Annotated in this window: 22 protein-coding genes; 21 read left to right on the forward strand and 1 reads right to left on the reverse strand. The window is 42.2% G+C overall.

What is annotated here, in order from left to right:
* Positions 1–227 precede the first annotated feature (227 nt).
* The 21 genes from ACM6JA_RS02925 to ACM6JA_RS03025 all read left to right on the forward strand — a co-directional run bounded on the left by ACM6JA_RS02925 (position 228) and on the right by ACM6JA_RS03025 (position 24,872).
* Positions 228–359 carry an FDLD family class I lanthipeptide gene (locus tag ACM6JA_RS02925; protein WP_007729069.1) on the forward strand — a complete coding sequence of 44 codons (132 nt, stop codon included), beginning with the start codon at positions 228–230 and terminating at the stop codon, positions 357–359.
* Positions 360–443: 84 nt separating this feature from the next.
* Positions 444–3,650: a lantibiotic dehydratase gene (locus ACM6JA_RS02930; protein ID WP_414851113.1), complete on the forward strand. Its 3,207-nt coding sequence runs from the start codon at positions 444–446 to the stop codon at positions 3,648–3,650.
* The gene (locus ACM6JA_RS02935; RefSeq protein WP_414851114.1) at positions 3,631–5,505 is read left to right on the forward strand and encodes an ABC transporter ATP-binding protein; all 1,875 of its coding nucleotides are present in this window, start codon (positions 3,631–3,633) and stop codon (positions 5,503–5,505) included. Before ACM6JA_RS02930 ends, ACM6JA_RS02935 begins: the two co-directional genes overlap by 20 nt.
* Before the next feature lie 16 nt (positions 5,506–5,521).
* Entirely contained in the window at positions 5,522–6,922 is a 1,401-nt protein-coding gene (locus tag ACM6JA_RS02940; RefSeq protein ID WP_414851115.1) for a lanthionine synthetase C family protein, read from the forward strand.
* A gap of 18 nt (positions 6,923–6,940) precedes the next feature.
* The gene (locus ACM6JA_RS02945; RefSeq protein WP_414851116.1) at positions 6,941–7,534 is read left to right on the forward strand and encodes a flavoprotein; all 594 of its coding nucleotides are present in this window, start codon (positions 6,941–6,943) and stop codon (positions 7,532–7,534) included.
* A 188-nt stretch (positions 7,535–7,722) separates the two neighbouring features.
* Positions 7,723–8,442 (forward strand): lipoprotein BA_5634 family protein, encoded by a 720-nt coding sequence (locus ACM6JA_RS02950; protein WP_414851117.1) that lies wholly within the window; start codon positions 7,723–7,725, stop codon positions 8,440–8,442.
* Positions 8,443–8,468: 26 nt separating this feature from the next.
* Positions 8,469–9,155 carry an ABC transporter ATP-binding protein gene (locus ACM6JA_RS02955; protein WP_414851118.1) on the forward strand — a complete coding sequence of 229 codons (687 nt, stop codon included), beginning with the start codon at positions 8,469–8,471 and terminating at the stop codon, positions 9,153–9,155.
* Between the two features lie 24 nt (positions 9,156–9,179).
* Positions 9,180–11,168 carry an ABC transporter permease gene (locus ACM6JA_RS02960; RefSeq protein ID WP_414851119.1) on the forward strand — a complete coding sequence of 663 codons (1,989 nt, stop codon included), beginning with the start codon at positions 9,180–9,182 and terminating at the stop codon, positions 11,166–11,168.
* Between the two features lie 83 nt (positions 11,169–11,251).
* Positions 11,252–11,950, forward strand: coding sequence for a response regulator transcription factor (locus ACM6JA_RS02965; RefSeq protein WP_414851120.1), 699 nt, complete (start codon positions 11,252–11,254; stop codon positions 11,948–11,950).
* Positions 11,951–11,954: 4 nt separating this feature from the next.
* Positions 11,955–13,190, forward strand: coding sequence for an ATP-binding protein (locus tag ACM6JA_RS02970; RefSeq protein WP_414851121.1), 1,236 nt, complete (start codon positions 11,955–11,957; stop codon positions 13,188–13,190).
* Between the two features lie 86 nt (positions 13,191–13,276).
* Complete coding sequence (locus tag ACM6JA_RS02975; protein ID WP_414851122.1) at positions 13,277–13,648, forward strand: iron chaperone; 372 nt, start codon at positions 13,277–13,279, stop codon at positions 13,646–13,648.
* A 318-nt stretch (positions 13,649–13,966) separates the two neighbouring features.
* Positions 13,967–14,386, forward strand: coding sequence for a DUF2809 domain-containing protein (locus tag ACM6JA_RS02980; RefSeq protein ID WP_414851140.1), 420 nt, complete (start codon positions 13,967–13,969; stop codon positions 14,384–14,386).
* A gap of 56 nt (positions 14,387–14,442) precedes the next feature.
* The gene (locus ACM6JA_RS02985) at positions 14,443–15,054 is read left to right on the forward strand and encodes a DUF4304 domain-containing protein (protein WP_414851123.1); all 612 of its coding nucleotides are present in this window, start codon (positions 14,443–14,445) and stop codon (positions 15,052–15,054) included.
* 212 nt (positions 15,055–15,266) lie between these two features.
* Positions 15,267–15,737 (forward strand): hypothetical protein, encoded by a 471-nt coding sequence (locus ACM6JA_RS02990; RefSeq protein WP_414851124.1) that lies wholly within the window; start codon positions 15,267–15,269, stop codon positions 15,735–15,737.
* A 419-nt stretch (positions 15,738–16,156) separates the two neighbouring features.
* Positions 16,157–16,414, forward strand: coding sequence for an autorepressor SdpR family transcription factor (locus tag ACM6JA_RS02995; RefSeq protein WP_007729097.1), 258 nt, complete (start codon positions 16,157–16,159; stop codon positions 16,412–16,414).
* A gap of 16 nt (positions 16,415–16,430) precedes the next feature.
* Positions 16,431–17,054 carry an SdpI family protein gene (locus tag ACM6JA_RS03000; RefSeq protein ID WP_007729099.1) on the forward strand — a complete coding sequence of 208 codons (624 nt, stop codon included), beginning with the start codon at positions 16,431–16,433 and terminating at the stop codon, positions 17,052–17,054.
* Position 17,055: 1 nt separating this feature from the next.
* The gene (locus ACM6JA_RS03005) at positions 17,056–17,811 is read left to right on the forward strand and encodes a CPBP family intramembrane glutamic endopeptidase (protein ID WP_414851125.1); all 756 of its coding nucleotides are present in this window, start codon (positions 17,056–17,058) and stop codon (positions 17,809–17,811) included.
* Between the two features lie 237 nt (positions 17,812–18,048).
* Positions 18,049–21,168: an efflux RND transporter permease subunit gene (locus tag ACM6JA_RS03010; RefSeq protein ID WP_414851126.1), complete on the forward strand. Its 3,120-nt coding sequence runs from the start codon at positions 18,049–18,051 to the stop codon at positions 21,166–21,168.
* 24 nt (positions 21,169–21,192) lie between these two features.
* On the forward strand, positions 21,193–22,527 hold the full coding sequence (locus ACM6JA_RS03015) for an efflux RND transporter periplasmic adaptor subunit (RefSeq protein WP_414851127.1): 1,335 nt from the start codon (positions 21,193–21,195) through the stop codon (positions 22,525–22,527).
* A 21-nt stretch (positions 22,528–22,548) separates the two neighbouring features.
* Positions 22,549–23,331, forward strand: coding sequence for a linear gramicidin aldoreductase LgrE (lgrE, locus tag ACM6JA_RS03020; RefSeq protein ID WP_414851128.1), 783 nt, complete (start codon positions 22,549–22,551; stop codon positions 23,329–23,331).
* Positions 23,331–24,872: an aldo/keto reductase gene (locus ACM6JA_RS03025; RefSeq protein ID WP_414851129.1), complete on the forward strand. Its 1,542-nt coding sequence runs from the start codon at positions 23,331–23,333 to the stop codon at positions 24,870–24,872. The genes lgrE and ACM6JA_RS03025 overlap by 1 nt, the downstream gene beginning before the upstream one ends.
* 84 nt (positions 24,873–24,956) lie before the next feature.
* Here the strand turns inward: ACM6JA_RS03025 and ACM6JA_RS03030 are convergent, their stop codons facing one another.
* Positions 24,957–25,721 (reverse strand): ABC transporter permease, encoded by a 765-nt coding sequence (locus tag ACM6JA_RS03030; RefSeq protein ID WP_414851130.1) that lies wholly within the window; start codon positions 25,719–25,721, stop codon positions 24,957–24,959.
* Between the last annotated feature and the right edge of the window lies 1 nt (position 25,722).

The raw sequence follows: 25,722 nt of genomic DNA on the forward strand, positions 1-25,722 counted from the left end.
ATACGAGAAACTAGCCATTTTTCATTGGAATTTTTTCAATGAAAAATGGTTTTTTCTGTTTAAAAAATCGTTGTGGATAAAAATGTAAAAAAATTATATGAATTTTTAAAAATATCCTTTACTGGAAAATATTTCTATTCTATTATTTATTTGTGATCGTAACCAAGCACTAACAGACGCGCGTGAAGTTCTGGCTACGAACAAAAAAATTAGAGGAGGAACAAAAAATGCAAAAAGATCTGTTCGATTTGGATGTTCAAGTAAAAGAGGTAAATCAAGTACAATCAGATTCAGTAGTGAGCGACATCATTTGCACCACATTCTGCTCAGTTACTTGGTGCCAAAGCAACTGCTGCTAATTTAGTTTGACGCTGGAGGAGCATCGCGATAAGCGATGTTCTTCCTTTATAGTCTCACTACTTACATGGGAAAGAGGGGTATGAATGGCTAAGCAAATAATAGAGAGGGAGCTGACTACTCTCTACCATGAGAACAAAAAGGAGGGAAACCTATATACCTCAGCAGACTTTTTTATGCTGCGGGTACCTCTGTTTCCAATCGAGGTCTTCCATGAATCAAATAAATCCAGTGATTATCTAGCTGCTATTAAGAAATATGCGAAGGACGAAAAGATACGAGAAGCTATTCTCCTTTCTAGTCCATCTCTGTACGACGCATTGCCGAATCTAGAAGGCGATCCTACTTCTCGAAAAACCAAGCAGGCTCTTTCTAGTTTTGTTCGTTTTTTGTTAAGGATGTGTACCCGTGCCACTCCATATGGCTTATTCGCTGGTGTTGCTCTGGGCTCATTTGCTGACAGGACAAACGTCTCCTTGAAAGACTCACATTTTCACCAAAAACGTACACGTCCAGACATGGAATGGCTGCTTGCAATCATTCAGAGAGTAGAGCAACGACTTGATGTAGTAAAACAGTTGAAAGTACAACGAAATCACGCTTCGGTGCAGGTCGGCGGGCGAATGGAGCTTACGTTTGCCACTGAATACGGGCAAATGAAACGTTTAGATGGTAAACAAAAAGAAAGAATTTCAATCCGTGCTACAGAAGTTGTGCACGCTGTGTTTGATATGGCAAAACATCCGATCCTATTTGAACAATTAATTAGTAGATTGATGGAAAAGTACCCTGAGGCGGGGGAACAAAAAGTAACCGGACTGCTGTGGCAATTATTCTCTCAAGAGTTCTTAATTAGCGAATTACGTCCACCACTAACAGTAGCCACTCCATTTGATTATGTGATGGAGCGCCTTGCGTTACTTGATGGTGTACAGGATATATATTCGGAATTAGCTGAGATTCAAGCAAGAATGAAACAGTACGATGGACTTCCGATTGGAACAGGCATACAAGACTTTCAAGAATTAATTACGCGGATGAAGGCCCTTGAAGCAAGCATGATGCCAGTACAAGTAGACCTCCATGTAGGTACTAACAAAGTATCTTTACACAACGGTATAGGCGAAGAAGTAGCGAAAGCGGTGGAATGTCTGTGGCGACTGTCTTTACCACAGCGAGGAGCGTCCCATCTAAGAAGCTACCATAAGGACTTTTTGGAGAAATACGGAACGTCAAGAGAAGTCCCTGTTTTGGAGCTTCTTAGTGATGAGGTTGGTTTAGGAGCACCGGCAGGATATATGTTTCCACAAAGCAGTAGAAAAGAGCCAGTATCGCCTCTCAAGTATTCTGATAAGCGAGAAGCTAGTTTGATGAGAAAAGTAGTTCATGCGATTGCAACAAAAACAAAAGAGATAGAAATTACGAATGATCTTCTCGATCAGCTAGAAACAGAGCCAGTAGATACGAAATACGCACCAGATTCCTTGGAATTGTACGTGGAGGTAATCGCACCCTCACAGGAAGCAATCGATCAAGGAGACTATCTGCTAGAGGTGGCACCAATGCCTGGTTCCGCTAAGGTGGGTCAATCGTTTGGAAGATTCCTCGATATACTCGGACCAGAAGCGATAGAAAAACATGAACAGATTCATAATCAAATACAGGAACAGCATGAAGATGTGATTTTTGTTGAGGCCAATTATCTTTCAACCGTTGGACGACATGCCAATATCGTTCTCCATCCATCCTTCAGCCAATATGAATTGACCATTGGCACGAATTGTTCAGAGATGGCACAGCATGCCCTTCAACTGGAGGATATTGTGGTAGGTGCCACAATAGAGCATTTCTATCTGAAATCTCGTACACATGGAAAGAAATTAATTATTTCAGCGGATAATATGCTTAATTTCAAGAATGCCCCAAATATTTATCGTTTCTTGCGAGAAGTCTCTATGGAAAATGTACGTCTTTGGAACCCATTCTCTTGGGGAAATATGGATGCATCACCGTATTTGCCACGTGTTCGCTATGGAAAAACCATCTTGTCGCCTGTTATATGGAAGGTGATACCCGAATCTCTGGGGCTGAAGGCAGATCCGAAAGAAGACAAGATCTGGAATGAGGCTTTTGCTGCATGGAGAATGGAGTGGGATCTACCACGATATGTGTACATGGCTTTCGGTGACAATCGTATTTTGTTAGATTTGGATAATCCTTATCATGTAGAAGAGTTGCGTACAGAATTGTTTAAGTCAAAAAACATTCAACTCCGTGAAAAAATCGGGGGTACAGAAGAATATTGGGTCACTGGACCAAAAGGTCATTTTTCCATGGAATGTGTGGTTCCATTGCTGAGGAGACCGCCTATAGAGAAGAGAAAAATTATCCCCTCCTATAGAAATGAAAATGTTCTATCTAAGGAGCAATACATAAAACTCCCTGGAAGTGATTGGCTGTTTTTAAAACTGTATGGGGGCCACCAGAGACAGGATGAATTTATCGTTGATCAGATCCATGCATTTGCGGATTCCATGGTTAAAAAAGGAGTAGCAGATGAATGGTTTTTCATGCGATATATAGACCCTGATCATCATATTCGCCTCCGTTTTCACGGTAAGCCCGAGAAGCTTATGAAGGAGATTTTTCCAGAACTTTACCCTTGGATACAAGAATGTCAGCGAGAAGGATTTATTCAAAGAATGGTAATTGATACGTATGATCGCGAAGTAGAAAGATACGGTGGACCATCGATCATGGCAAATGCGGAGCAAGTATTTGCTAAAGATAGCCAGACGACTGCGAATCTTTTGAGATTGTTGCGGTTTCATCAAACGAATCTAACTGACTATGTTTTAGCAACGATTAGTATTATTGACATAATGACTAGATTCGGACTTAGTTTTGAACAGCAACTGGCTTGGATGGACATGCGTGTGAAAAAGGATGCCCAGAGAGAAGAGTTCCGAAAATGGCGGAAACCATTGCTTACTCTCGCTGATCCGCGGAACGATTGGCAAGGATTGCGAAGTCATCCGAGTGGGGAAGCCATTCGTGAAGCGATGACCTTGAGAGTGGATGTATTGCAGGATTTCGGAAGGCTTGTAGCAGAGGGTGAACAAAACCATTCGCTGTGGAGTTCCCCATCGATGATCATGGGTAGCTTGATCCATTTGCATTGCAATCGCTTATTTGGAGTAAGGCGAGAGATGGAAGATAAAGCAATGGCCTTTGTACGCCATACTTTACACAGCCAGCTTCACTGGAGGGAGAATGCTGGTGACTCCAATTAAGGCAAACAGCAATCGATTCGAAACGATTCGAAACGTATTTGCTTCCTTCTCTCATTGGCCAAGTGTTTTTCATTTACTGTATCAAACAAATCCTCGCTACTTTGTGATTGTTATGATATTGACGATTATAAGTAGCCTGATACCTGTAGGAGTGATTATTGCCACGCAATCATTAATTAATGCGGCAGTTGCCATCTCAGCGGGTGGGGGAATCGTTCCGCTTTTCATCGCGTTTGGTCTTTTCGCGTTTCTAGCCGTGATCCGCGATACTCTCAAACATATTGACCTGGTCTACAAAACGTTGTATCAAGAACTGTTAGCCAATCATGTAAACCTGTTGATCATGAAAAAAGCTACGCGACTTCCTTATTCCAGTTTTGAGGATGCAGGAATTTACGACCAGCTTCAACGGGCAAAGCAAGATTCCACGTTTCGCCCCTATCAGTTATTTCAACAGGTGATAAGTATTATAAGTAATGTGATTGTGCTACTATCTGTTTCCGCTATGCTGATCACTTGGAAGTGGTGGCTAGCACTTATATTGCTCTTGCTACCTATCTGTTCTACTTTCTCTTTTATTCGATTAGGACAAGAGGAATTCATGATTGACCATAACCGCGCTTCTGATCGCCGTAAGCAATATTATCTGATGCATTTATTGACCTGCGATTCATCAGTAAAAGAGCTAAAAACCTTTCAGCTAGGCCCATTTCTGGTCGATAGATATCGTAAATATTACGAGCGATTTTTTCAGCAGGACAAAGCAATGGTGATAAAAAGGACAAAGGTGGCGCTTGGATTTCAGGCCCTGTCACTCCTTGCTGTCGTATCGATGCAGTCGTATGTAGTATGGGAAACGATGTTAGGTACGATTGCAGTTGGCAGCTTAATTGCGTTTATCCAGGCGATATCTTACACCCAAACAACCTCCACAGATCTTATGCAAACGATTTTTAACATGTATCAAAACAATCTGTACATTAGTCAGTTATTTACATTTTTAGCTGTGCCAGATGAGAAAAAATTAGCAATTGCCGAAAGCGATCCTTGTGAGAAGAATGCGTCTGGTTTAGAGTTTCGCAATGTCTCGTTCAAATATCAAGGTGTCGATGCCTACGCGCTACGTAATGTAAGTTTCGCCATTCGTCCAGGAGAAACGATGGCGTTAGTAGGAGAGAATGGTTCGGGAAAATCGACAATCGTAAAATTAATTACGCAATTGTATCAACCGACAGAAGGCGAGATTTTGTTTAATGGTAAGCCGATTTACCATTATGAGGAAAATGAATGGCGCCAAAAAATGAGCGCCTTGTTCCAAGATTTTATTAAATATGAGATGTCAGTCAACGAAAACATTGGCTTTGGTAACTATCTAAAAGCTGATGATGAGGCTGTCATTATCGAGGCAAGCAAACAGGCCGGAGCAGATGAAATGATTAAACGTTTTCCGCAACAATTTCATACACAGCTTGGCAAATGGTTTGCGGAGGGGTATCAGATTTCGGGGGGGCAGTGGCAGCGTATTGCCATCTCCCGCGCTTACATGCGCGACGCGGATTTATACATACTTGACGAGCCGACAGCAGCACTAGACCCTCAAGCAGAGCAAGAAGTATTCAGTCGGTTCCGTGAATTGACCCAGAATAAAATGGGATTATTTATTTCCCACCGATTTTCAACTGTTCGATATGCCAACCAGATTCTTGTCCTAAAACAAGGAGAGATCATTGAAGCGGGGACGCATAAGGAACTACTAGCAGAAGACGGCGTTTATGCATCTCTTTTTCATATGCAGGCTTCTTTTTATCTGGAAGAAACGGATGAATCGACAAGACAGATGGTCGGACAAATGTAAAAGAGAGAGGGAAAGTATGGAGACAAATAAAGTAGTGGTAACAACTAAGCATGCATGGAAAGGGATTAAAAATGAAGAGTTAAGAACAAAGGCTTTATCTACTGCACTCAAGGTAGCTGCGTATTTGCGAGATCCGATTCAGGTAGAAAAGGTCGTAATGGATAAAGATAACATAAGTGTCGCAGGACCGATTCATCAACATCCTTGGGGGGCTGCTACTCTTTCTCACGGATACCCGGGTACGATACTCTTTTTTGCTGAGTTGGATAGACATTTCCCTGATCAAGGTTGGAATATCGTTGCTCATGAACATCTCCTTGCTCTTCAAGAAAAAATTAAGGCAGTAGGGATTTCAAGTGAGTCCATGTGTGGTGGAGTAGCAGGTATTTGCTTTGCTACGCTAGTAGCTTCACGCAATCGAAAGCATTATCAACGCTTTCTTGGACAACTGGATCAATTGCTCGCTACACGAACAGCGGTCATTATTGAAGACGAGTATGTCCTTGATAAAAAAAGAGGAGGAAGTAATCCTCATATCTATGATGCTATTCAAGGTGTAGCAGGCATTGGACGGTACTTACTGGCAAGTAAACAAATCGATATTCTTCATGCCGCCTTACAGGATGTTTTGCGATATCTCGTATATATAAGCCAGCCTAGAGATTATGAAGATGGTAGAAAAATACCCGGGTGGTACTTGACTCAGGAGATGCAATATTTAGACATTGATAAAGAGATGTATCCGAAAGGAAATTTTAACGTAGGTCTTGCTCATGGGATTCCTGGACCATTAGCCTTATTATCACTTGCTTTGAGAGAAGGCGTAGAAGTAACTGGTCAGAGGGAGGCAATACGTAGCATCGCTGACTGGTTGGTGCGGTGGAAGGAAAAGGACGCTTGCGGGATTATGTGGAGAGGTAGAGTGAAATTAGAAGAAGAGCTAGGGGAAGAAATACTATCCCAACAGCCGTTTCGACGTGATGCATGGTGCTATGGCACGCCAGGAGTAGCTCGTTCACTCTATCTAGCGGGTGAAGCTCTGCAAGATTCAACCTATTGTAATCTTGCCATTCAAGCTTACGATGATGTTTTCAAGAGATCAGAAAGCGATTGGAATCTGTATGCAGATACGTTTTGTCATGGAAAAGCAGGACTTTTGCAAATGACGCTTAGAATGGCAACCACTACAGATGACGAACGTTATCAATCACATATCGAGTATTTAGCTAAGTGCCTAGTAGATAATTTTAATCCGTCGCTTCCTTTTGGTTATCAAGATATAGAACCAAATGGTGATGGAAAAGTAGGACTCAATAAGGCAGGTGCACTTGAAGGTGCAGCCGGTATTGGTCTTGCCCTCCTTTCTGCAAGCAGTAGTCAAGAGCCATTATGGGATCAGTCATTCCTGTTGGCCTAAAAGAGGAGAAGTCGAGAGATGACACACGATCCATTTCTGAAGGAGAAGAAACTTTTGGTCGGTATATCAGGCTCGATTGCCGTTATAGGTGCGTCTGCTTATCTTAGTATGTTTCGAGCCCTGTTCAAAGAGGTAAAAGTAGTGATGACAGAACAAGCCGCAACGCTGATCCCGCCGTCTACGATTTTGTTTTACTGTGACGAGATATTTATTGATGAAGAGCCTGGTCTTGAGAAAAAAATGAACCACGTTGAGTTAGCACGTTGGGCAGATCTGTTCGTTGTTTTGCCAGCGACGGCGAATGTAATTGGACAAGCTGCTAACGGAATTGCCCCAAACTTACTAACGTCCACTATTCTTGCTCATCCAAAACCCGTTATGTTTTTTCCAAATATGAATCGCCTAATGTGGACGAAAAAAGCGGTTCAGCGCAATGTATATCAGCTTCGAGAGGACGGTCACATCGTTGTGAATCCAGTAGAAGCTATGGCTTATGAAGTAGCATCTGGCACCACGCAGCCTAACTTCGTCTTGCCACAGGGACCAGCGGTGATGCAGGAAATGAGAAATGTATTACTTGAACGAGAAGAAAGCACAACTACATCTGTATAAGAGAAAGGACTGCTTCGGCTGCTTGTGCCAGTGAAGCAGTCCTTTTTGTATTTACCTTGCGTGAGAAGACGCACCATTCTTACTAAATTGTAAGAAAGAAGGTCAAAATCGTTAGACAAGAGTCATTCAATTACATGAAAGTCTCGTTTATAATCCAGACATAAATAGTTTATAAGGGAGCAGATAAGGTGAAAAAAGTAATAGGTTTCTTATTGGTTATTGTGATTTTTGCAGGGATTGGATTCGGAGTAAACCGATTTGTAGAAGGTCCATCGCAAGCGGTCGATGGTGTTCTCGTAATCGGCACAGAAAAAGATGCGAATAAGGTCAAAGAGTTGTATAAAGATGACACCAAACAAACGGTTGACTACAAAATGAAATTGGTTACAACGATAAAAAAGACGAAACGGACAGAGCAAGATCAGAAAGAAACGGGTCAAGAATTTGAAACTAGAGAGATCAAATATTCGGTTGTTACTCGATCCACCGCTGAGCAATTCGTCAAGAAGGGGATTCTCAGAGCCAGACAAGATCCAGACAGCACGTCTATTATTTCAGACCCTGTTACCGGCATAAAACAATTATCGAATGGTCAAAATCTATTTTACTCTTCAAGTGATTATGAAATGAAGAATGGCCAAATTGATTTGAACGGCAAGATGGTACCTGTAGAGTATGTGAACCATCAGATGTGGATCGGGTATATACCACAAGCGGACCTTGTTATTGTTGACGAACAGACTTACAACCAATTAACCGAAGCAGAGTCAACGCTCTCCTTGATCCAGTTTGAAAATCGCAGCTTCGATTATAAGAAGAAAGATCAGGTGAACCAAGTCTTACAAGAAATCGGGAACGTATATGCAAATAGCGAAGACAAAGTAAACTTCGTAGACGTGCAAGATTGAGTTTGGGTGATGAGAGGGTGAGCTGTATGGAAGTTGTACGAATGGAAAACGTAGTAAAAAGTTATGGGGAAGGAAATAGCAGGGTGGATGCGTTAAAAGGGATTCACCTGTCGATTCAGCAAGGAGAGTTTGTTTCCATCGTTGGTGTTTCCGGCTCTGGTAAAAGTACACTGCTGCATATATTAGGCGGGTTGGATCGTCCAACTTCAGGACAAGTATTCATTGGGGATCATAATATTTACGAGTATACAGATGATGAACTTTCGATATTTAGAAGAAGAAAAGTCGGGTTTATTTTTCAGTTCTTTAATTTGATCCCCGTATTGAATGTCCAGGAAAATATCGCGTTGCCTATGTTATTGGATGACGAACCGATAGATATGACGTATCTGGATGAGCTTATTGAAATCCTGGGGCTCCATGAACGAAAAGACCACTTGCCTTCCGAATTATCGGGGGGTCAACAGCAACGAGTCTCTATCGGTAGGGCCTTAATGAATCGTCCGCACTTGATTTTAGCGGATGAGCCCACTGGGAATCTGGATACACGAAATACGAAGGAAGTCATAGATTTATTACGATTGACTGCTAGAAAATACAATCAAACCATTGTCTTGATTACGCATGATCTCGCGATTGCTTCGGCTTCTGACCGGATCATCACGATAGAAGACGGTACGATCATTTCAGATCAACGGCTTGCTGCGAATTAGCCAAAAGACTGGAGGAGAATGATTTTGATCAGCAGTTATAAACAATTAAGCAGCAAGTATTTAAAAGGGAATATGAAACGAACGATTTTGACTTTGATCGGAATCATACTCTCTGTAGCGTTAATTTCCACAGTCGGCCTTTTTATGAAAGGATCACAGCTATCCCAAATCGAGAACATCAAGAAGATAAACGGGTTTTCTTTTCATCTCGGTATTTCAAATTACGATGAAGCACTATTAAACAAAATCAAATATAATCCCCAAATTGCTTCGTATGGTTTGATGTCTCAGGGCGGAATCGTTCCGGTTGGAGATGGAGATGTTTCTGTCCAAAAGAATTTCGCTGATCATAGCGCCATGGAGTTTTTAACCTACAGTCTCGTTGATGGCAGATTACCAGCCAATGACCGTGAAGCAGTTGTCGATTCATGGACGCTTCCTTATATGAAACAGGGTCTTCAGATCGGCGACTCATTTGAAGTGGATGGTCAAACCTTTCAATTGGTTGGTTTACTCGATAATCGGGCGTTCACTCAGATAAATAAAGTGGGACGTCTCCTAACCTATAAACAAGATTTTGCTATTGGAGAGGGAAGGATCTTAGCCGAAATAAACGAGAAAGCGGACTTTAAAGAGGTTGTAGAGGAGATAAAATCACTTACGAAAGACGAGAATCTGGTTATCAATGAGGAATTGATCAAAGTTTTGAAACCGGGATCGAATCAATCGATTTTGGCCGTGCTCGTCATCGTCGTCAGTATTGTTGTGATCGCGACAGTTGTTGTGATATACAACGCTTTTCAAATCAGCGTCGTAGAGCGAATGAAGCAGTTCGGCTTGCTCCGAGGCATCGGCGCTACGCGAAAGCAAATTAGACAAATCGTGATGAGAGAAGCTGCTGTTCTGGCTGTCATCGCCATACCGGTTGGGCTTGTATGTAGCATACTGGCGGTTGCTGCTCTCCAATCCATTTTCGCAATCATTTTAGAAGATGGTGAAGGTGTTTCGTTCTTTCATATCGATTGGTGGATTTTATTCATCAGTTCGATCATTACGCTGACAGCCGTACTAGCGTCCAGTTATTACCCGGCTTTTTTTGCGGGCAGAATATCTCCACTGCTGGCAATCAGCAGCAGGTTATCCATTAAAAAAGAGGCGATCAAAAAATACAAGAATAACGTGTTGAAAAAGCCGTTATCTTTTCCCTTGAGCCTGGCCTTGAAAAATGTCAAAAGAAATAAAAATCGTTATACCATTACGATCCTATCCATCATTATATCCAGTGTATTGTTTATTACTTTCTCGTCTATGATGGATATCGCATTTGCATCCAAATATGTGAAAGATTTATCGACGAAATCAGATCTATCCATCTATCTGAAACAAGATCATGATGATTCTTCAGCTGAAAGACAGCAAATTTTGGAGCTTTTGAAGTCGGTTGAAAATATATCCGGAGTGAAGGAACAGGACCTCCACTTTGAAATCGATTTGAAGGATAAGACTCAATCTCTTGCAACTGTTGCTCACATCGAGGAGTCTGTTGGAAAAAAACACGCCATTTCCATTGCGAATTACATCGATGAAAATAAAGTGAAGAAAGATTCGGAGCTCGTCATAAAGGTTCTGGTATACAGTTTTATCACCGTCATTTCTTTGATTGGCAGTCTCAATATCCTCAATACGATTACGATCAGCATCATCATCAGACGAAAAGAACTCGCTGCTTTAAAATCTATAGGCATGTCACAAAGGGATTTGAAAAAAATGATCATCTATGAAGCGCTGATTTATGGTTTTTCTGGAAGTTTGCAAGGGATCTTTTTCGGTTGTATACTTTCTTATATTATCTATTTGGCGGCTTCCGGTGTGTTGAGGGTCGAATGGACGATCCCCTACGAAGCTTGTCTCATTACGTTTGTTTCAGCTTTGATCATCAGCTTTTTATCTGTTCTATTACCACTGAGAAAAATTCAAAAAGACAATATTATCGATGTTATCAGGGAACAATAATAGAATGGGCCTGGCTATTTTATAGTCGGGCTATTCGGATTGGTCGATGGCTGAAATGGAATGAGGATAGGGAGAGGACAACCTTGCATAAAATATTGCTTGTGGAAGATGATGAGGCGCTTGGTCTAGCCATCGAGTTCTCATTGAAAAATGAAGGCTATGAGGTGGTCAGAGCCTCTAGTGTAAAAGAAGCGAAACACCAGTTTGATCAACATATTTTTGATTTGGCTATCCTAGATGTCGGCCTTCCAGATGGAAACGGCTATGATTTATGCCTGCATTTCAAAAAACAAAATGATTCATCGGTTATTATTTTCTTAACGGCCTTGGATGAAGAAGCAAATGTAGTAATGGGCCTGGATATTGGCGGGGACGATTATATAACGAAGCCTTTCCGAGTCAAGGAATTCATGTCCAGAGTGAAAGTACAATTGCGCAAACGTGGGAGGTTAGAAACTTCTTCTATCACCTTAGCATCTGAAAATATAATAATCGATACGAATCTAGTCAAGGCTTACAAAAATCAGGAAAGCATTCCATTAACCAATCTTGAATACAAGCTTCTGCTAACTTTCATGATGAACGCCCATAAAGCACTAAAAAGAGATGATCTCCTGATGAAAATATCAGAAGTAGAAGATGCTTTTTTTGATGAAAATACGCTATCTGTATACATTAAGCGTCTAAGAGATAAAGTGGAAGATGACCCCAAAAATCCGCAGTTTATCGTCACTCAAAGAGGATTGGGTTACCGGTGGAATAAGGATGTGAGTAGAGAGTAAGATGATGAAGAATACCGAATTGAAAAGGAATATGACGATACTGGCCGTTCTGTTATCACTATTTACGATTTACCAGTTTATTGCACATCAACTGTTTTATGATGCTTTGAAAAGCGACTCCATTACAACCTGGGGTGAGATTACAGCTAGATTAGTTGAACAAAATCCCGAGAATGAAGCGGAAATTATGAAAGTCTTATCAAGTCACGCATCTAATTCAAGTGAGTATCAGGAAAAAGGAAGAGAGATCTTTAGACAGTATGGATTATATGAAAATTTGGAATCAGAGCTTTTTCCCCTTTTGAATAAACATATTTCCAGCCATAATCAATTGATTTATTGGGGATTGATTTGTTTCGGATTGATACTGCTTGGGGCAAGCTATATGCAATACAAGATGGTCTTTCATAAAATTAGACAACTTACTTCCGCAGCTAAAAAAATAATCGATGGGGACTACATGGTAGTCATCAATGAAAATAAAGAGGGGGATCTCGCCAAACTAGCGGCTTCCTTTCGTTCCATGAAAGATATTATTCGAAAAAGCATGCAGGATCTTCTGGAAGAGAAAGAGTTTTTAGCACAAATGCTACAAGATATCTCCCATCAATTAAAAACGCCTCTTTCAACGATATCCATCTACAATGAAATGTTGTTGAATGCAGAGCTGCCTCGTCAGCAGCAAGTTCATCTCCTGCAAAATAATGAGGTTCAAATCGCCAGAATGAATGTCTTAATTCAAAATTTGTTAAAAGTAGCGAAAATCGACGCCAGAGCTATTTCATTTGATAAAGAGCCAGCCAATTTGGTGGAGACGATCGAGGAAGTTTTGGATCGCTTGACAAGCATGATCAGTGATAAGCATATAGCCATTGACTGGGATGCGCCGAAGGAAATCGTCGTTACCCACGATAAACTATGGATGCAGGAAGCTTTGTTGAACCTTCTGAAGAATGCGATCGAGCATTCCAAACCCAGCAGTACAATCATGATTCAAGTAAAAGCTACGCCGATCTATACGGAGTTGGTGATTCAAGACTTTGGAGAAGGAATTGTACCTGAGGAATTATCTCATATTTTTGATCGATTTTACAAAGCAACAGGTTCTAAAAAGCATGATTCGACAGGGATTGGATTGGCGCTAGTCAAAGCCATTATCGAAGCACATCATGCCTTGATTAAAGTGGAGAGTGAGAAAGACAGCTTTACAAGATTTACAATTACTTTCATGAAGTTTTAATTACAGGAGCAAAAGTAGTGGAGAAATTAGTTTGTGAAACTTCTCTGAATGACATAGTTTATATAGTTATCTTAGGAGGGAACAACATGGAAGTTTTTGAAGAATATTTAGCTCGTATTGATAACCCGCAACATCGTGCCCGAACGGAAGAAGTTTTGGGTTGGGTCACTAAGAAATTTCCAAATTTAATGCCAAAAATTGCGTGGAATCAGCCTATGTTTACCGATCACGGCACATTTATTATTGGCTTTAGCGTAGCCAAACATCATTTGGCTGTTTCCCCAGAAAGGGTAGGGATTACTCGTTTTTCTGATGAAATTGTACGGGCTGGCTATGATCACACCAAAGAGTTGGTACGTATCCGGTGGGATAATCCGGTTGATTTCTCATTACTTGAGAAAATGATCGAATTTAATATCTTGGATAAGGCAAACTGTTCAACTTTTTGGCGGAAATAGCTCAACATCATAAAGCAGATCACTTGATTGGCATAGATACCATTCAGTGATCTGTTTTTATATGTTTCTCTAATCCTAGCTTTTCAAGCTGAAAATAATGTTTTAGATTCAATATTAAAGTGTTAGACTGTGAAAAATAGATTTAGATTACTCTCTCTGTAAAGGCAGTTTAATAGAAAGAACTGGGGATAGGCACCGCTTTGCAACCCGGGAAATCTCGCTTTTCAGGAATTACCCTTATCAAAAAATTGATAAATAAAAGAGGAAGATTGATGGTGTATGCACAAAGCCGAATGGAAGTACTACCGAACGATACCTATGAGCACACGTAACAAGTGCTCCGCGTGTCGATGGAGAGACAGGCTCGCCTATTTCGTGACTGTTTTTGTTGTCATGGCTTTGGGCTTAGGGTCCAGAGCGTTCGCCGATGTGTTGCCTGTCTTTGTAGCTGAGCATTTTGGTGATGCATTATGGGCGTGCATGATCTACTTCGGCTTTCGCACTTGTTATGCTCATAAAAAGATTTCTTTCGCGCTGTGGTGTAGCCTCGCGTTTTGCTTTGCGATCGAGGCCAGCCAATTGTATCAGGCCGGTTGGATCAATTACCTCCGGGGGACAACTATTGGGGCGTTGGTATTAGGAAAAGGATTTTTGACGGCGGACCTTGTACGGTACACTGCGGGAGCTGCCGTCGCTGCCCTGCTGGATCTCGCGTGGCATTGGCGTAAGCGCACGTGATTTTTGGCGGATGTACGACATAACAAAAAATCTATCGTAAACTACTAGGAGGGATCATGTTGCAGCAGATCTTTACCGATATGATTAAACAGGACGTAAAGCCGTTCCTTTCTAAGCGTGGCTTCGCAAAGAAGAATTTGAATTTCACTAAGAGAACAGAAAGCCTCATCTACATGTTCAACTTCCAAAAATCTGCTGGCAATGTAGCGGACAATGTAATGTTTTATGTGAACTGTGGCATTTATGCAGCGGAGTTGGCACAAATACAATCAAGAGAGATTCTAACAGCACCTCAAGAAGCGGAGTGTCACTTCAGAGCAAGAATTGGGGAAATTGTTGAGTCTTTTTCAGATCGATTTTCAATCACTCCTGATACGAATATGGATGATTTAAGAAAAACGTTGCTAAGTGGATTAGATGAGGTTATTCATTTCTATGATACTATGACCAGTGCCAGATCCATTGTTGATTATTACACGTCAGGTCCATTTTTACATCTAAGCGAAGAGAGCTTTCATTTGCTCTTACAATCCAATGATGTAGGAACGGCTAAACATTATTGGAAGGCTTTGCAGGAAAAGTACGGAACAGAAAAGCGATGGACCATATTCGAGAATAAATACTCGGCCATCTTCAATAAATACGGAGTGGAAATTGATAAGCGATAAATCAGCACAAAGGGGTCTCACCAATTCCTAGGGTTATGACATGAACCTAACGTAAAAACAGCGGTCAGTTTAAGACTTGATTTTCAGGTCTTAGGTGGCCGTTGTTTCATTTCGTGGAGTCAGCACAAAACCAATTTATGGTAAAATAGGCGAACAAATAGGCGGGAAATCCATAACGTAAAGTGTATCAAAGCCAATGGAGGAGGGAATTTATGTACGGGTGGTATCCACAAGAGGGTTATTCTCCAATTTCGGCGGGAGAAGGCAGACACTACAACGATTACGAATTACTGAGACACATTGCCAGATTAGAGCGACGTCTGGCGGAAGTACAAGAAGCCTTGTCAGCATGTGCGAAAAAGAATGACGCATTAAAAAAGGATTTAGAAGTTGTTAGACAGCAAAGCCCAATGCAAACTCAAAATGATCAAACCTATCAACAACCAGCAGTAGATAAAGTAAATGTCAAATGTATAGCAGCGACAGGGACATCGGTAACCTTTGAAATATCGGGAAGAAGTTTAACATTTGATAGCGATTATTATGGTAAATATGTAGGCGATTATACCGCTGGAAAAGTATACGTAGCCATGGCGGATTATGGAGCGGGGCAAATCTATCTAACCATTAAGGATGATAATGAAATTTGGCATACATTTAGATATTCACGCTTCGAATCATAATTGACAAGTTGTGCTCATGTGTCGAGTGATACAAACAAGGATACTGACTGCGTATTGCTAGAAAATGCTTATGTCACTCGACATTATACATAATTCGAATAATAGCCTATAAAAAGAGACTTGAATATTCAGGGAAAGTGTAATTAAATGTAATTGTGCGTATAAGTTGGGATAAATTGTATATCTACGAAATATGCAATTTGTTGGAGGAATTTTGAATTTATGGTATAATTGATATGTGGATGAACGATTCACAAAGCAACATAACGCACCTCTAGAAATCCTAAACTACACGAATATCCTAAAACTCCCTCCATCCAGTGGTGACTTACGAGCTGGCACAAGGCATTTCTAAACGCGATATTTAGATAAATTCCTAAATATCTAAAAATGATGGATGAAAGTAGGATGGATTGATTATGTCAATGAATTACGCATTTAAGGCACTCTCTGATCCCACAAGAAGAAAAATTCTTGATCTGTTGAGGGAGAAAGATATGACGGCTGGAGAAATAGCCGATCATTTTCAAATGACAAAGCCCAGCATCTCCCACCACCTCAGTTTGTTGAAACAGGCACAAATGGTTTACGACGAACGAAAAGGGCAAAACATCTACTACTCACTTAATACGACCGTTTTTCAAGACTTATTAAAATGGTTTATCCAATTCCATTAGAAAGTGAGGTAATCACATGAATAAATCGAATTTGTCTATTTTATTTTTTTTCATCAGTGTTGTCCTGGGCGTCATTTGTTATCCCTCCATGCCAGATCAGATGGTAATTCATTGGGGACCAAATGGCGAACCGAATGGTTTTGCTCCTAAGCTTGTGGGAGTATCCTTTATTCCGGTCGTGATGCTGTTTATTTTCGTGGCTGTTCGCAGTCAAAAACAGTATTACCAAAAGTTCCAAAGCAGTCACGATACAATCTTGAATACATTAATGATCGTACTTCTCGTCATCCATGGCGTGATAATCGCATATGGATATGGGTATATGTTAAATATTGGGATTTTTGTCACGCTTATTTTAGGAATTCTCTTTGTAACGATAGGGAATTTTATGCCTCGTTTTCGACATAACTATCTGATTGGGATACGCACGCCATGGTCACTCGCTAGTGAAGAGGTCTGGAAAAATACCCACCTATTGAGTTCCCGTGTGTTCTTCATCGGAGGAATCCTCATCATGCTCACCTCATTTTTACCAACGACCATTCATTATGTCCTGATGTTAATCATTGTATTGGTGACGATTCTGATTTCTTTCGGAAGCAGCCACTACTATTACAAAAGAACAGGAAGGGGAAAGTAGAATGAAAAACTTGAAAATAGCAATTCTGTTATCATTGGTGAGCGCTATTGGTTTTATCGCAGCTATTCCCTATATGCTGGCAATTGGTGGGGATGCATTAGCAATGATACCTCTCCCGATACCGGTTGCAATGGCAATTTTCGTCTTGCAAGGAAGCATCATGGCATTTTTGTTTTCGTGGATTGGATTGACCTTTGCAACCAAGGTGGGGCTGGATGCCCCTGTCATTCGGAAGTGGCTATATAAAACGGGTGGAGAATCCTTCAACAAAAAGGGAATCATTCAGGCAGTCATCTTTGGTTTTGCAGCAACAGGTCTTCTCCTCATACTGGAACTCGCTGTTTTCCAACCATTACTGCCAATCTTGGCAGAAAAAGCCCAAGAAGTAGAAGTGTCGTTTTGGGCAGGTATCCTGACATCCATTCAAGGCGGAGTATACGAGGAAGTCATGGTTCGCTTGTTCATGATGACAATGATCGTGTGGATTTTGAGCAAGTTATTCGGGCGTAAAGCCTCCCCTAAGCCCTGGATGTACTGGGCAGGCATCATTGGGGCAGCACTTATATTTGGGCTTGGTCATCTCCCTGCGGCAAATGTCTATTTCGGTGAGATTACCCCACTGTTGTTCATTCGCACGATCGCCCTTAACGGGGTGGCAGGAATATTATTCGGCTACCTCTATTGGAAGCGCGGGCTGGAGTACGCAATGATTGCTCACGCGATAGGGGATATCATCCTTCATGGTTTTATTAAATAAGACCGCTTCCCACACGATTCCGTTGTGTGTAGAAACATACAATTTCTTTACATTTCGAAAGATTATTCGAGTAAGTAGATCAAAAACTCCGTCGCAAGGGGTTTTTGGTCTTCTTTCCTGTTTCGCAAAAAAGCGGAATGAAAAACAAATTTTAATTTTTATGGAAATTTATTGAATACCAAAAAAATGAGGGGTAATATAGAGAATGGAATTTATTAGGAATAAGGGGGGCATGCCTTGCGTTTTCTAACGAATTTTTCTCTCAGAAACTCAACAGCTATTATTATTATGAGCCTGCTTGTCGTAGTCAGTGGGATCATTGCCGCCATGTCTCTCAAGGTAGAGAACATGCCAGATGTCACTTTCCCTGTGCTTCTAGTCAATACTACTTATCCGGATGCATCACCAGAAGATGTTCTCGATGATGTAACGAAGCCATTGGAACGTGAAATTGGGCATGTAACAGGCGTTAAGGCAGTGGAGTCATACTCAAGCAACAATAGTTCCACGCTACAGGTCTACTTGGAGACTGGTTCAGATGTACAAGCTGTCAGGGACGAGCTGGAAAGAAAAATTTCCAGTATCGCGCTTCCTAGCAAAGTAAGCAGACCGCAAGTGATGATTCAGGGCTTCAGCAACCAACCCGTCTATTATCTGTTTGTGACAGGACAGGATAAGGAGAGTGGACTTGATCATTTTGACAACGATGTGAAAGAAACACTGCTCAAAGAGTTAGAAGGTATTGAAAGTGTTGATAAAGTATCAACAATAGGCGGACAATTCAAAGAAATGAAAATCCTGCCAAATGTAGATGCGCTTAACTACTACGGAATCACTCCGTTGCAGTTGAAACAGCTTTTACTAGACAATCACGTAGCTCTGCCAATCGGTGCGATCACCGAGGATGGGGAAGAGCGCGTCATTCGCGTGGTGAGCCGTTACCTCAATGTGGAAGATATCCGTAACACCAAGATATTCCTCCCAAGTGACCCCAAAAATGGGCTTACCTACGTCAGGCTTGGCGATATCGCAGAAGTCAATTTTGATCAGGTCATTAATTCGATCAGCCGCTTTAACGGCCAGAATGGAATTAACATCAATATTTACAAAACTCGTGACGCCAATGCAGTAGAAACCGGTGATGCCATCAATGAAAAACTATCCCTTTTAAAAGAAGAGTACCCGGACTTAACCTTTACCACGATTTATGACACCTCTGTCGGTATCAAGAATTCGATTAACGGCATGCTCAAGGAAGGCTTGCTCGGCGCTATTATGGCTTCTGTAGTCATCTTGCTGTTTTTGCGTCATGTAAATGCAACCCTCATCGTCCTAGTTTCTATCCCAACATCCATCCTAGTAAGTATGATCTTCATGTCCTGGATGGGCATTACTCTCAATATGATCACACTGTTCGGGATGGCAGTGGCTGTAGGACGAGTAGTGGATGACAGTATCGTCGTCATCGAGAATATTTTCCGCCATTTGCAATTGAACAAAGAGCGCAAGGAAAACTTGATTCAAATTGCCACCCACGAAGTGCTGCATGCAATTACCTCATCGACTTTTACGACAACTGCCGTATTTTTACCCATTGTGTTTGTTGGAGGGATGATCGGAGAAGTATTCCGCCCATTTGCACTAACCGTCGTCTGCTCGTTGTTTGCCTCACTATTAGTAGCAGTGACGATTGTTCCACTGTTAGCGAAGCTGCTGATCCTAAAAGACCACAATATCAAGGAATATGAACATGGGAAAGGATCTAATACGTACAGGAAGTTACTTCACTGGGCACTCAACCGCAAGCCCGCTGTCGGATTTCTGTCACTCGTTCTATTTGTCGCAAGTCTAGCGCTTCTCCCGTATATGAAATACGGATTGTTTCCTGACCCGGAAGCGAAGTTCATATTCGCGCAAGTAACTATGCCAAAAGGTACTCAACTAGATGGTCTCGATCAAACGGTTGCCCAGGTCGAAAGTAAATTGCTGGAGCAGCCTGAAGTAGAGTACATAGAAATCAATCTTGGCTCTGAAAATGAAGCGGAAATACGCCAATCGAATCAAGCTCTCTTAATAATCAAAACAGGGCCAGATGTGAATCTCGACCAAACCATCAAGAAATTTGAGGGAATCGTCAAACCAATGATTCCACTAGGATCTGAAATGGCCTTGACTAAACCTGGTACCAGCGATACCAACAAGTTCAAGGTTATCCTGTACGGACCAGATCTGGATCGTTTGAAAGAGGCAAGCGAAATTGTCAAATCAAACTTGAAAGTAAGTCCTCTGTTGACCAACGTGAAGGACAATTTGAACGATTTCAAAAATGAAGTTGTCATCAAAGTCGATAGAGACAAAGCCTCGGAGCTGGGAGTTTCCCCTGTACAGGTGGCTCAAGAGGTCAACCTCCTAGTCTCGGATACCAAAATTGGCAAAATCAAAGTCGACGACAAAGACTATAGTCTTTTCTTCGGACTCGGTGAAAACCATGCGAAATCGCTAGAGGAACTGAACAATATCTATATTCAAACGCCAAGCAAGCAACAAGTGCGTTTGGTAGACTTTGCCGAGATTGACCAAGAAAAAGTTCAATCACAAATCATGCGCAAAGAGGAAAAACAATTCGTACAAATTACAGCAGATATCACGAGCGACAACAAAGGAGGAGCGAGTAATTTCCTGTTTGCGATGTTGCAAGCGGAAAAATTGCCTGCTGGAGTTACATTGTCATCGGAAGGTGTCTCAAGTGACATGGAAAAAAGCTTTAAAGATATGCTCTTAGCCATTGGAGCAGCCATTTTTATCGTCTATATTGTCATGCTCATCACTTTTGGCAATGCTACGGCTCCGCTCGCGATTCTACTGTCCCTACCACTTGCTGTGATCGGCGGATTATTTGGCCTGTTCATTTCGGATACCGTTCTCGATATAACGGCACTTATCGGCTTTTTGATGCTGGTCGGAATTGTTGTTACCAATGCAATCGTGTATGTGGACAATATCCAGCATCGAAGACTGGAAGGGACTTCTATGCGTGAGGCAGTTGTCGAAGCTGGCGTTACCCGATTACGCCCCATTATTATGACAGCAGTTGCGACAGTCAGCGCGCTCTTGCCGCTTTACTTCGGCTTTTCTGAAGGAGCCTTGATGACCAAAAGCTTGGCGATTGTGGTCATTGGTGGACTTGTTACTTCGACGATCCTGACCTTAATCGTGGTTCCTATCGGGTATGAATTACTGTATCGGATCAAAAAAGAGTTTTTTGCCCCGGATACCAAAGAAGCAGAGATCGAGCCAAGTGAGGATATGTTTATTTCCGTGCTGAGAAGTTTACGCGATATGAAAAAGTCTGGGTAAGTCAGAGGGAGGAATTTACTAAAAATGAAGAAGACGAAGCTAATCAGCTCTGGTGTGACATGTCTTTTAGGCTTGGCGATCATCTCGGGATGCAATTCTCAATCCGCAGAAAAGACCAATTCTAATGAAGGAAGAACACAAATCGAAAGCCAGTCCAAAACTGAGATTGAAACCATTAAAGTAGAGAACTCCGTTGATGTTCAAGTAGAGGAAGTTATAGAAGGAGAACTCAAAGAATCCGACAGGTTGCTGGCGGAGGTATTCGCTAACACGGATGTGGGTATTTACGGCAAAACTACCGGGACCGTCTCGCAAATCCTAGTGAGAAAAGGGGACACAGTAAAAAAAGGGCAAGTCATCGGAAAGCTGGATCAAACCGAAGCGCAATTGAAACTGCGTCATGCTGAGGCGGCATTAGCAGTCGCCAACGCAAATCTAGAGCATACCAACAAAATGGGGACGTCCAGTGAATTAGCAAACAGTCAACTGAAGCAGGCGGAGCAAACCTTTGCGAATGCCAATCGTACGATTGCACAAGGATTGACGCTGGCGCAAGCAAATTACGACCGCGCTAAAAAGCTGTTTGAAGAGAAAGCATTGTCCAAAAGTGAGCTTGAGAATGCAGAAAATGCATATCTGCAAGCAAAAAATCAGTATCAAAGTCAGCTAGATCAGGCGCAAATCGCTTTAATTAATGCTCGGACGCAAGTGAATACAGCCGATAAAAATGGACGAGTCACGCAAGCAAATGTTCAACAAGGAAAGGTTGAAGTGGATATTTCCAGAAATGCGTTGGAAAACACACTGATCAAATCAACAGTAGATGGCATTGTCACCGATATACAAGTCCAAGAAGGCGATACGATCAACCCGCAAAAGCCTATTGCAACGGTAATTAACCTTGACCCGATGATTGTGAAGGTGAATGTGTCGGAAAAAGCGTTGGCAAGCTTCCAAAAAGGAATACAACTAGATTTGCAGGTTCCATCTCAAAATATCAAGGTCAAAGGGAGTATTACCTACGTGGGACTAAAGGCTTCTGACCAATCTAAGCTCTTCCCTGTGGAAATAGAAGTGCCAAACCCAAAAGGTACGCTACTTCCTGGAATGAAGGCGGAAGTGTCTTCAATCAAAGGGCAAGCAGGTATTCTCATACCGACAGATGCCATCCTTGAGCGAAATGGGAAATCGGTAGCCTACGTCGTGAATGGTGAAAGAGTAGCTGAGAAGGAAATCTCGATCGCTTCAAAAGGAATTGAGAAGACGCTTATCGGCTCTGGAGTGAAAACAGGAGACAAGGTAGTTATCAAAGGACAATCACAATTAAAAGATGGCGCAAAAATTCGCATTGTTCCCTAAGTAATATCGAGGAGGATACCTATGCAAAAGATGTACGTTTCCCAGAACCGATGGCTACTCTCTGCAAAAATGACAGCAGAGGCAGAAGTGCTATTATTTTGCTTTCACTATGCTGGTGGTCATGCTGGTATTTATCGGGATTGGCAAAAAAAGCTGCCCGTTCAGATTGGCGTTTGTCCTGTGCAGCTTCCAGGGAGAAGTAATCGCTTTTTAGAGCCTTGCTACACGGATTTGTCTGTAATGATTCGTGATCTGGCAGAAGCGCTACTTCCCTATCTGAATCGACCGTTTGCCTTTTTTGGACATAGCATGGGAACGCTGGTCAGCTTTGAGCTGGCCAGATATTTACGCAAACATTACAACCTCAAGCCGCAGCACCTGTTTGCATCCGGATACCATGCCCCGCATCTGCCTGATCCGGGTGAAGCCATCCATCATCTCCCAGATCATGAATTTCTGGAGGGCGTACGAACGATGAATGGCACGCCAAAGGAAGTTTTTGAGGACAAGGAGATTCTAAACATGCTTCTCCCTACGCTTCGGGCTGATTTCACGATATGCGAGACGTATCGCTATCAAGACGAGCAACCGCTGGAGTTCGGACTGACTGCCATTGGCGGTTGGCAGGACCCGGATTTTTCCGTAACCCATCTCGAAGCATGGAGAGATCACACGAACGCTTCTTTTCAAACGCACATACTGGAAGGGGACCATTTTTTCATCCATTCTCAACAAGACCAAGTCCTTACGATTGTCGGGTCAACTCTTCAAAATTATCTTGCTGGGTACAGGGGGATAGGATGATGACAGGAAAAGCAACACGAGAGGGGACACAGCGCCTAGCACAGGCCAATACCCATCTTTTTTATAAGCAGTTTGGTAGCTTCGATGTGTGGATCAGTCAGGTTGGATTCGGAACGTACCGGATTGATGAACAAGATGAGCAGTACCAGCAGGCACTCCGTAAGGCACTGCTCGAAGGAATTAACCTGATTGACACGAGTAGCATGTATACAAATGGTAGCGCTGAGAAAGTCATCGGTCATGTGCTGAAGCAGCTGATAAGTGAAGAAAAAATAAAGCGGGAAGAGCTTGTAATCGTGTCCAAGGCTGGTATCGTCCAAGGCGAGGATTCCGAAGAGACGACGAAGAGGACAGCGGAAGGCAAACCGTATCAAGACTTCACGACGGTACATGATGGAATGTCGATATGTATCCACCCAGAATACCTTCAAGACCAGCTGACACGCAGTCTGCAGCGCCTGCAGGTGGACACGATTGATTGCTACATGCTGCACAATCCAGAGTGGTATTTACTATGGGCAAAAATGAAAAAGATCAAACAACAAGAAGCGTATGATGAATTATTAGAGCGAATTGAGAAGGCTTTCCGTCATCTGGAGAAAGAAGTAGAATCAGGTCGGATTCAATGCTATGGAGTCAGTGCCAATTCGTTTGTCAGCAATGTCAAGGAATTTGATTTTGTTGCGCTGGATACCCTCTGGGAGATTGCAGAAAAGATTACGCCGAATCACCATTTTCGCGTCATCCAGTTTCCAATGAACATGTACGAATCCGGTGCCATGCTGGAAAAAAGCCATGCGCAAGGCAAGAGTGCCTTGTTATTTGCCAAGGAAAAAGGACTTGGTGTAATGACCAACCGGACGCTAGATGTGACAGCGAAGGAAAAAATCTTCCGCCTGACGAACATCCAACTAGATCAGAGCACAGTCATTGACGAAAAAGAAGCCATTCGTCAAATCAAGGATTGTCTGAATCGTGTAGATGATGTAGAGGATCAGATCGTCTATCGCGTCTTGCCATTACTTAAAATGGAGAAAGAAGATGTGAAAGAGCTAAAGAAAAAAATATCATCTGGAGCTACACTCCGTAAATACTGGAAAAAGCTATACTCTACCACAAATGTGCAAAATGTGAGAAGCTTCTTGTTTGAGCCGGTCATCGAAGATATTCGCAATACGATTAAAAAACATGAGGGCTTGGACGACCAGACGCAGCAATGGCTAGATACCTACAAGGCAACTCTCATGGAGACAGCTGAAGCTTTGAAGAGCTACTACGCCCCCAAAGACTACCAGCGTTCACTGGATATCTCGAAAGAGTTGACGAGGGTGAAACCGTATTTAATGGCAACAGATAACCTCAGCCAAGCTGCGATTAGAACGATGCGCGCCACTCCAGAGGTACACAGCGTCCTCGTGGGGATGAGACGTGAGCATTATGTAGATGATGTACTCATGGAATTGAAGAGACCTTTGGATACGATCATGCAAGAAGAGGACTGGCACACAATGACCCAAACCCTTAAAGCGATTATTGGCTAAAAACACTACCCAAATAGTAAAACCACCTTATGGAATCGTGTGACAACAACGATTTCATAAGGTGGTTATTTTTCATACTTTCGGTTATTTCCACTTGCTGATGATATGCTCACGATCAAACACCTTAATACTTATCTGGAACATGATCAGGGCAACCACCGCACAAATCGTGACCATTCCCAGATAGATTACCGGATTGCTCATCATGGAGAGGAAGATGACCTGACTGACAGCAAGTCCGATGATCGGCAGAACCAGTATGGCACCAAATTGTTGGGCTGCTGCGACATTGTCAACTTTGGAGGAAACAATGACGCTCATGGATACGCTGATGATCGAAATAAATGGGACGAGCAGGAGCATCGCGAGAATAAATACGATGGAAAAATACTCGCTAGCATTGTCAAAGGTTGCAAAGATGAACCCTAGAAAGATTAGCTGGACCACCCAGGTCAGAGCGATGGAAGGCAGGGAGTAAGCTAGGACCTTACCAAGCAAAAACTCCTTGGTGGAAATCGGGGTGACCAGTACGCTTTCCAATGTTCCTGTCATTTTTTCCATGATGATGCTCGTCGTGGCAAATGTTAAGGGGATCATCGCCGGTACGATCAGGAACAAGAGGAAATAGAAGCGGGCAATGGCAATATGACCATCTTCACCTGCCATGTTAAGGAGGGGATTGGTCAATTTCATTAGATCAAGGATGAACTCCATCTTACCGTTTTGGGCAAATACAGTTGTGATCAGTGCTACAACCAATATAACGAATGGTGCAGCAAGATTCGTAATCAATACGGAGCGAGCAGCGAAAAGCTCTTTCCATTCCCGGATAATAACAAATCCCGGCATC

It is taken from the genome of Brevibacillus sp. IT-7CA2 (assembly GCF_949767855.1).
Classification (GTDB): domain Bacteria; phylum Bacillota; class Bacilli; order Brevibacillales; family Brevibacillaceae; genus Brevibacillus.

Excerpts from the sequence above, each read along its gene's own strand:
- ACM6JA_RS02925 (WP_007729069.1), top strand. The coding sequence starts at position 228 with ATGCAAAAAGATCTGTTCGATTTGGATGTTCAAGTAAAAGAGGTAAAT.
- ACM6JA_RS02930 (WP_414851113.1), top strand. The coding sequence starts at position 444 with ATGGCTAAGCAAATAATAGAGAGGGAGCTGACTACTCTCTACCATGAG.
- ACM6JA_RS02935 (WP_414851114.1), top strand. The coding sequence starts at position 3,631 with ATGCTGGTGACTCCAATTAAGGCAAACAGCAATCGATTCGAAACGATT.
- ACM6JA_RS02940 (WP_414851115.1), top strand. The coding sequence starts at position 5,522 with ATGGAGACAAATAAAGTAGTGGTAACAACTAAGCATGCATGGAAAGGG.
- ACM6JA_RS02945 (WP_414851116.1), top strand. The coding sequence starts at position 6,941 with ATGACACACGATCCATTTCTGAAGGAGAAGAAACTTTTGGTCGGTATA.
- ACM6JA_RS02955 (WP_414851118.1), top strand. The coding sequence starts at position 8,469 with ATGGAAGTTGTACGAATGGAAAACGTAGTAAAAAGTTATGGGGAAGGA.
- ACM6JA_RS02970 (WP_414851121.1), top strand. The coding sequence starts at position 11,955 with ATGAAGAATACCGAATTGAAAAGGAATATGACGATACTGGCCGTTCTG.
- ACM6JA_RS02975 (WP_414851122.1), top strand. The coding sequence starts at position 13,277 with ATGGAAGTTTTTGAAGAATATTTAGCTCGTATTGATAACCCGCAACAT.
- ACM6JA_RS02980 (WP_414851140.1), top strand. The coding sequence starts at position 13,967 with ATGAGCACACGTAACAAGTGCTCCGCGTGTCGATGGAGAGACAGGCTC.
- ACM6JA_RS02985 (WP_414851123.1), top strand. The coding sequence starts at position 14,443 with ATGTTGCAGCAGATCTTTACCGATATGATTAAACAGGACGTAAAGCCG.
- ACM6JA_RS02990 (WP_414851124.1), top strand. The coding sequence starts at position 15,267 with ATGTACGGGTGGTATCCACAAGAGGGTTATTCTCCAATTTCGGCGGGA.
- ACM6JA_RS02995 (WP_007729097.1), top strand. The coding sequence starts at position 16,157 with ATGTCAATGAATTACGCATTTAAGGCACTCTCTGATCCCACAAGAAGA.
- ACM6JA_RS03000 (WP_007729099.1), top strand. The coding sequence starts at position 16,431 with ATGAATAAATCGAATTTGTCTATTTTATTTTTTTTCATCAGTGTTGTC.
- ACM6JA_RS03005 (WP_414851125.1), top strand. The coding sequence starts at position 17,056 with ATGAAAAACTTGAAAATAGCAATTCTGTTATCATTGGTGAGCGCTATT.
- ACM6JA_RS03015 (WP_414851127.1), top strand. The coding sequence starts at position 21,193 with ATGAAGAAGACGAAGCTAATCAGCTCTGGTGTGACATGTCTTTTAGGC.
- lgrE (WP_414851128.1), top strand. The coding sequence starts at position 22,549 with ATGCAAAAGATGTACGTTTCCCAGAACCGATGGCTACTCTCTGCAAAA.
- ACM6JA_RS03025 (WP_414851129.1), top strand. The coding sequence starts at position 23,331 with ATGACAGGAAAAGCAACACGAGAGGGGACACAGCGCCTAGCACAGGCC.
- ACM6JA_RS03030 (WP_414851130.1), bottom strand. The coding sequence starts at position 25,721 with ATGCCGGGATTTGTTATTATCCGGGAATGGAAAGAGCTTTTCGCTGCT.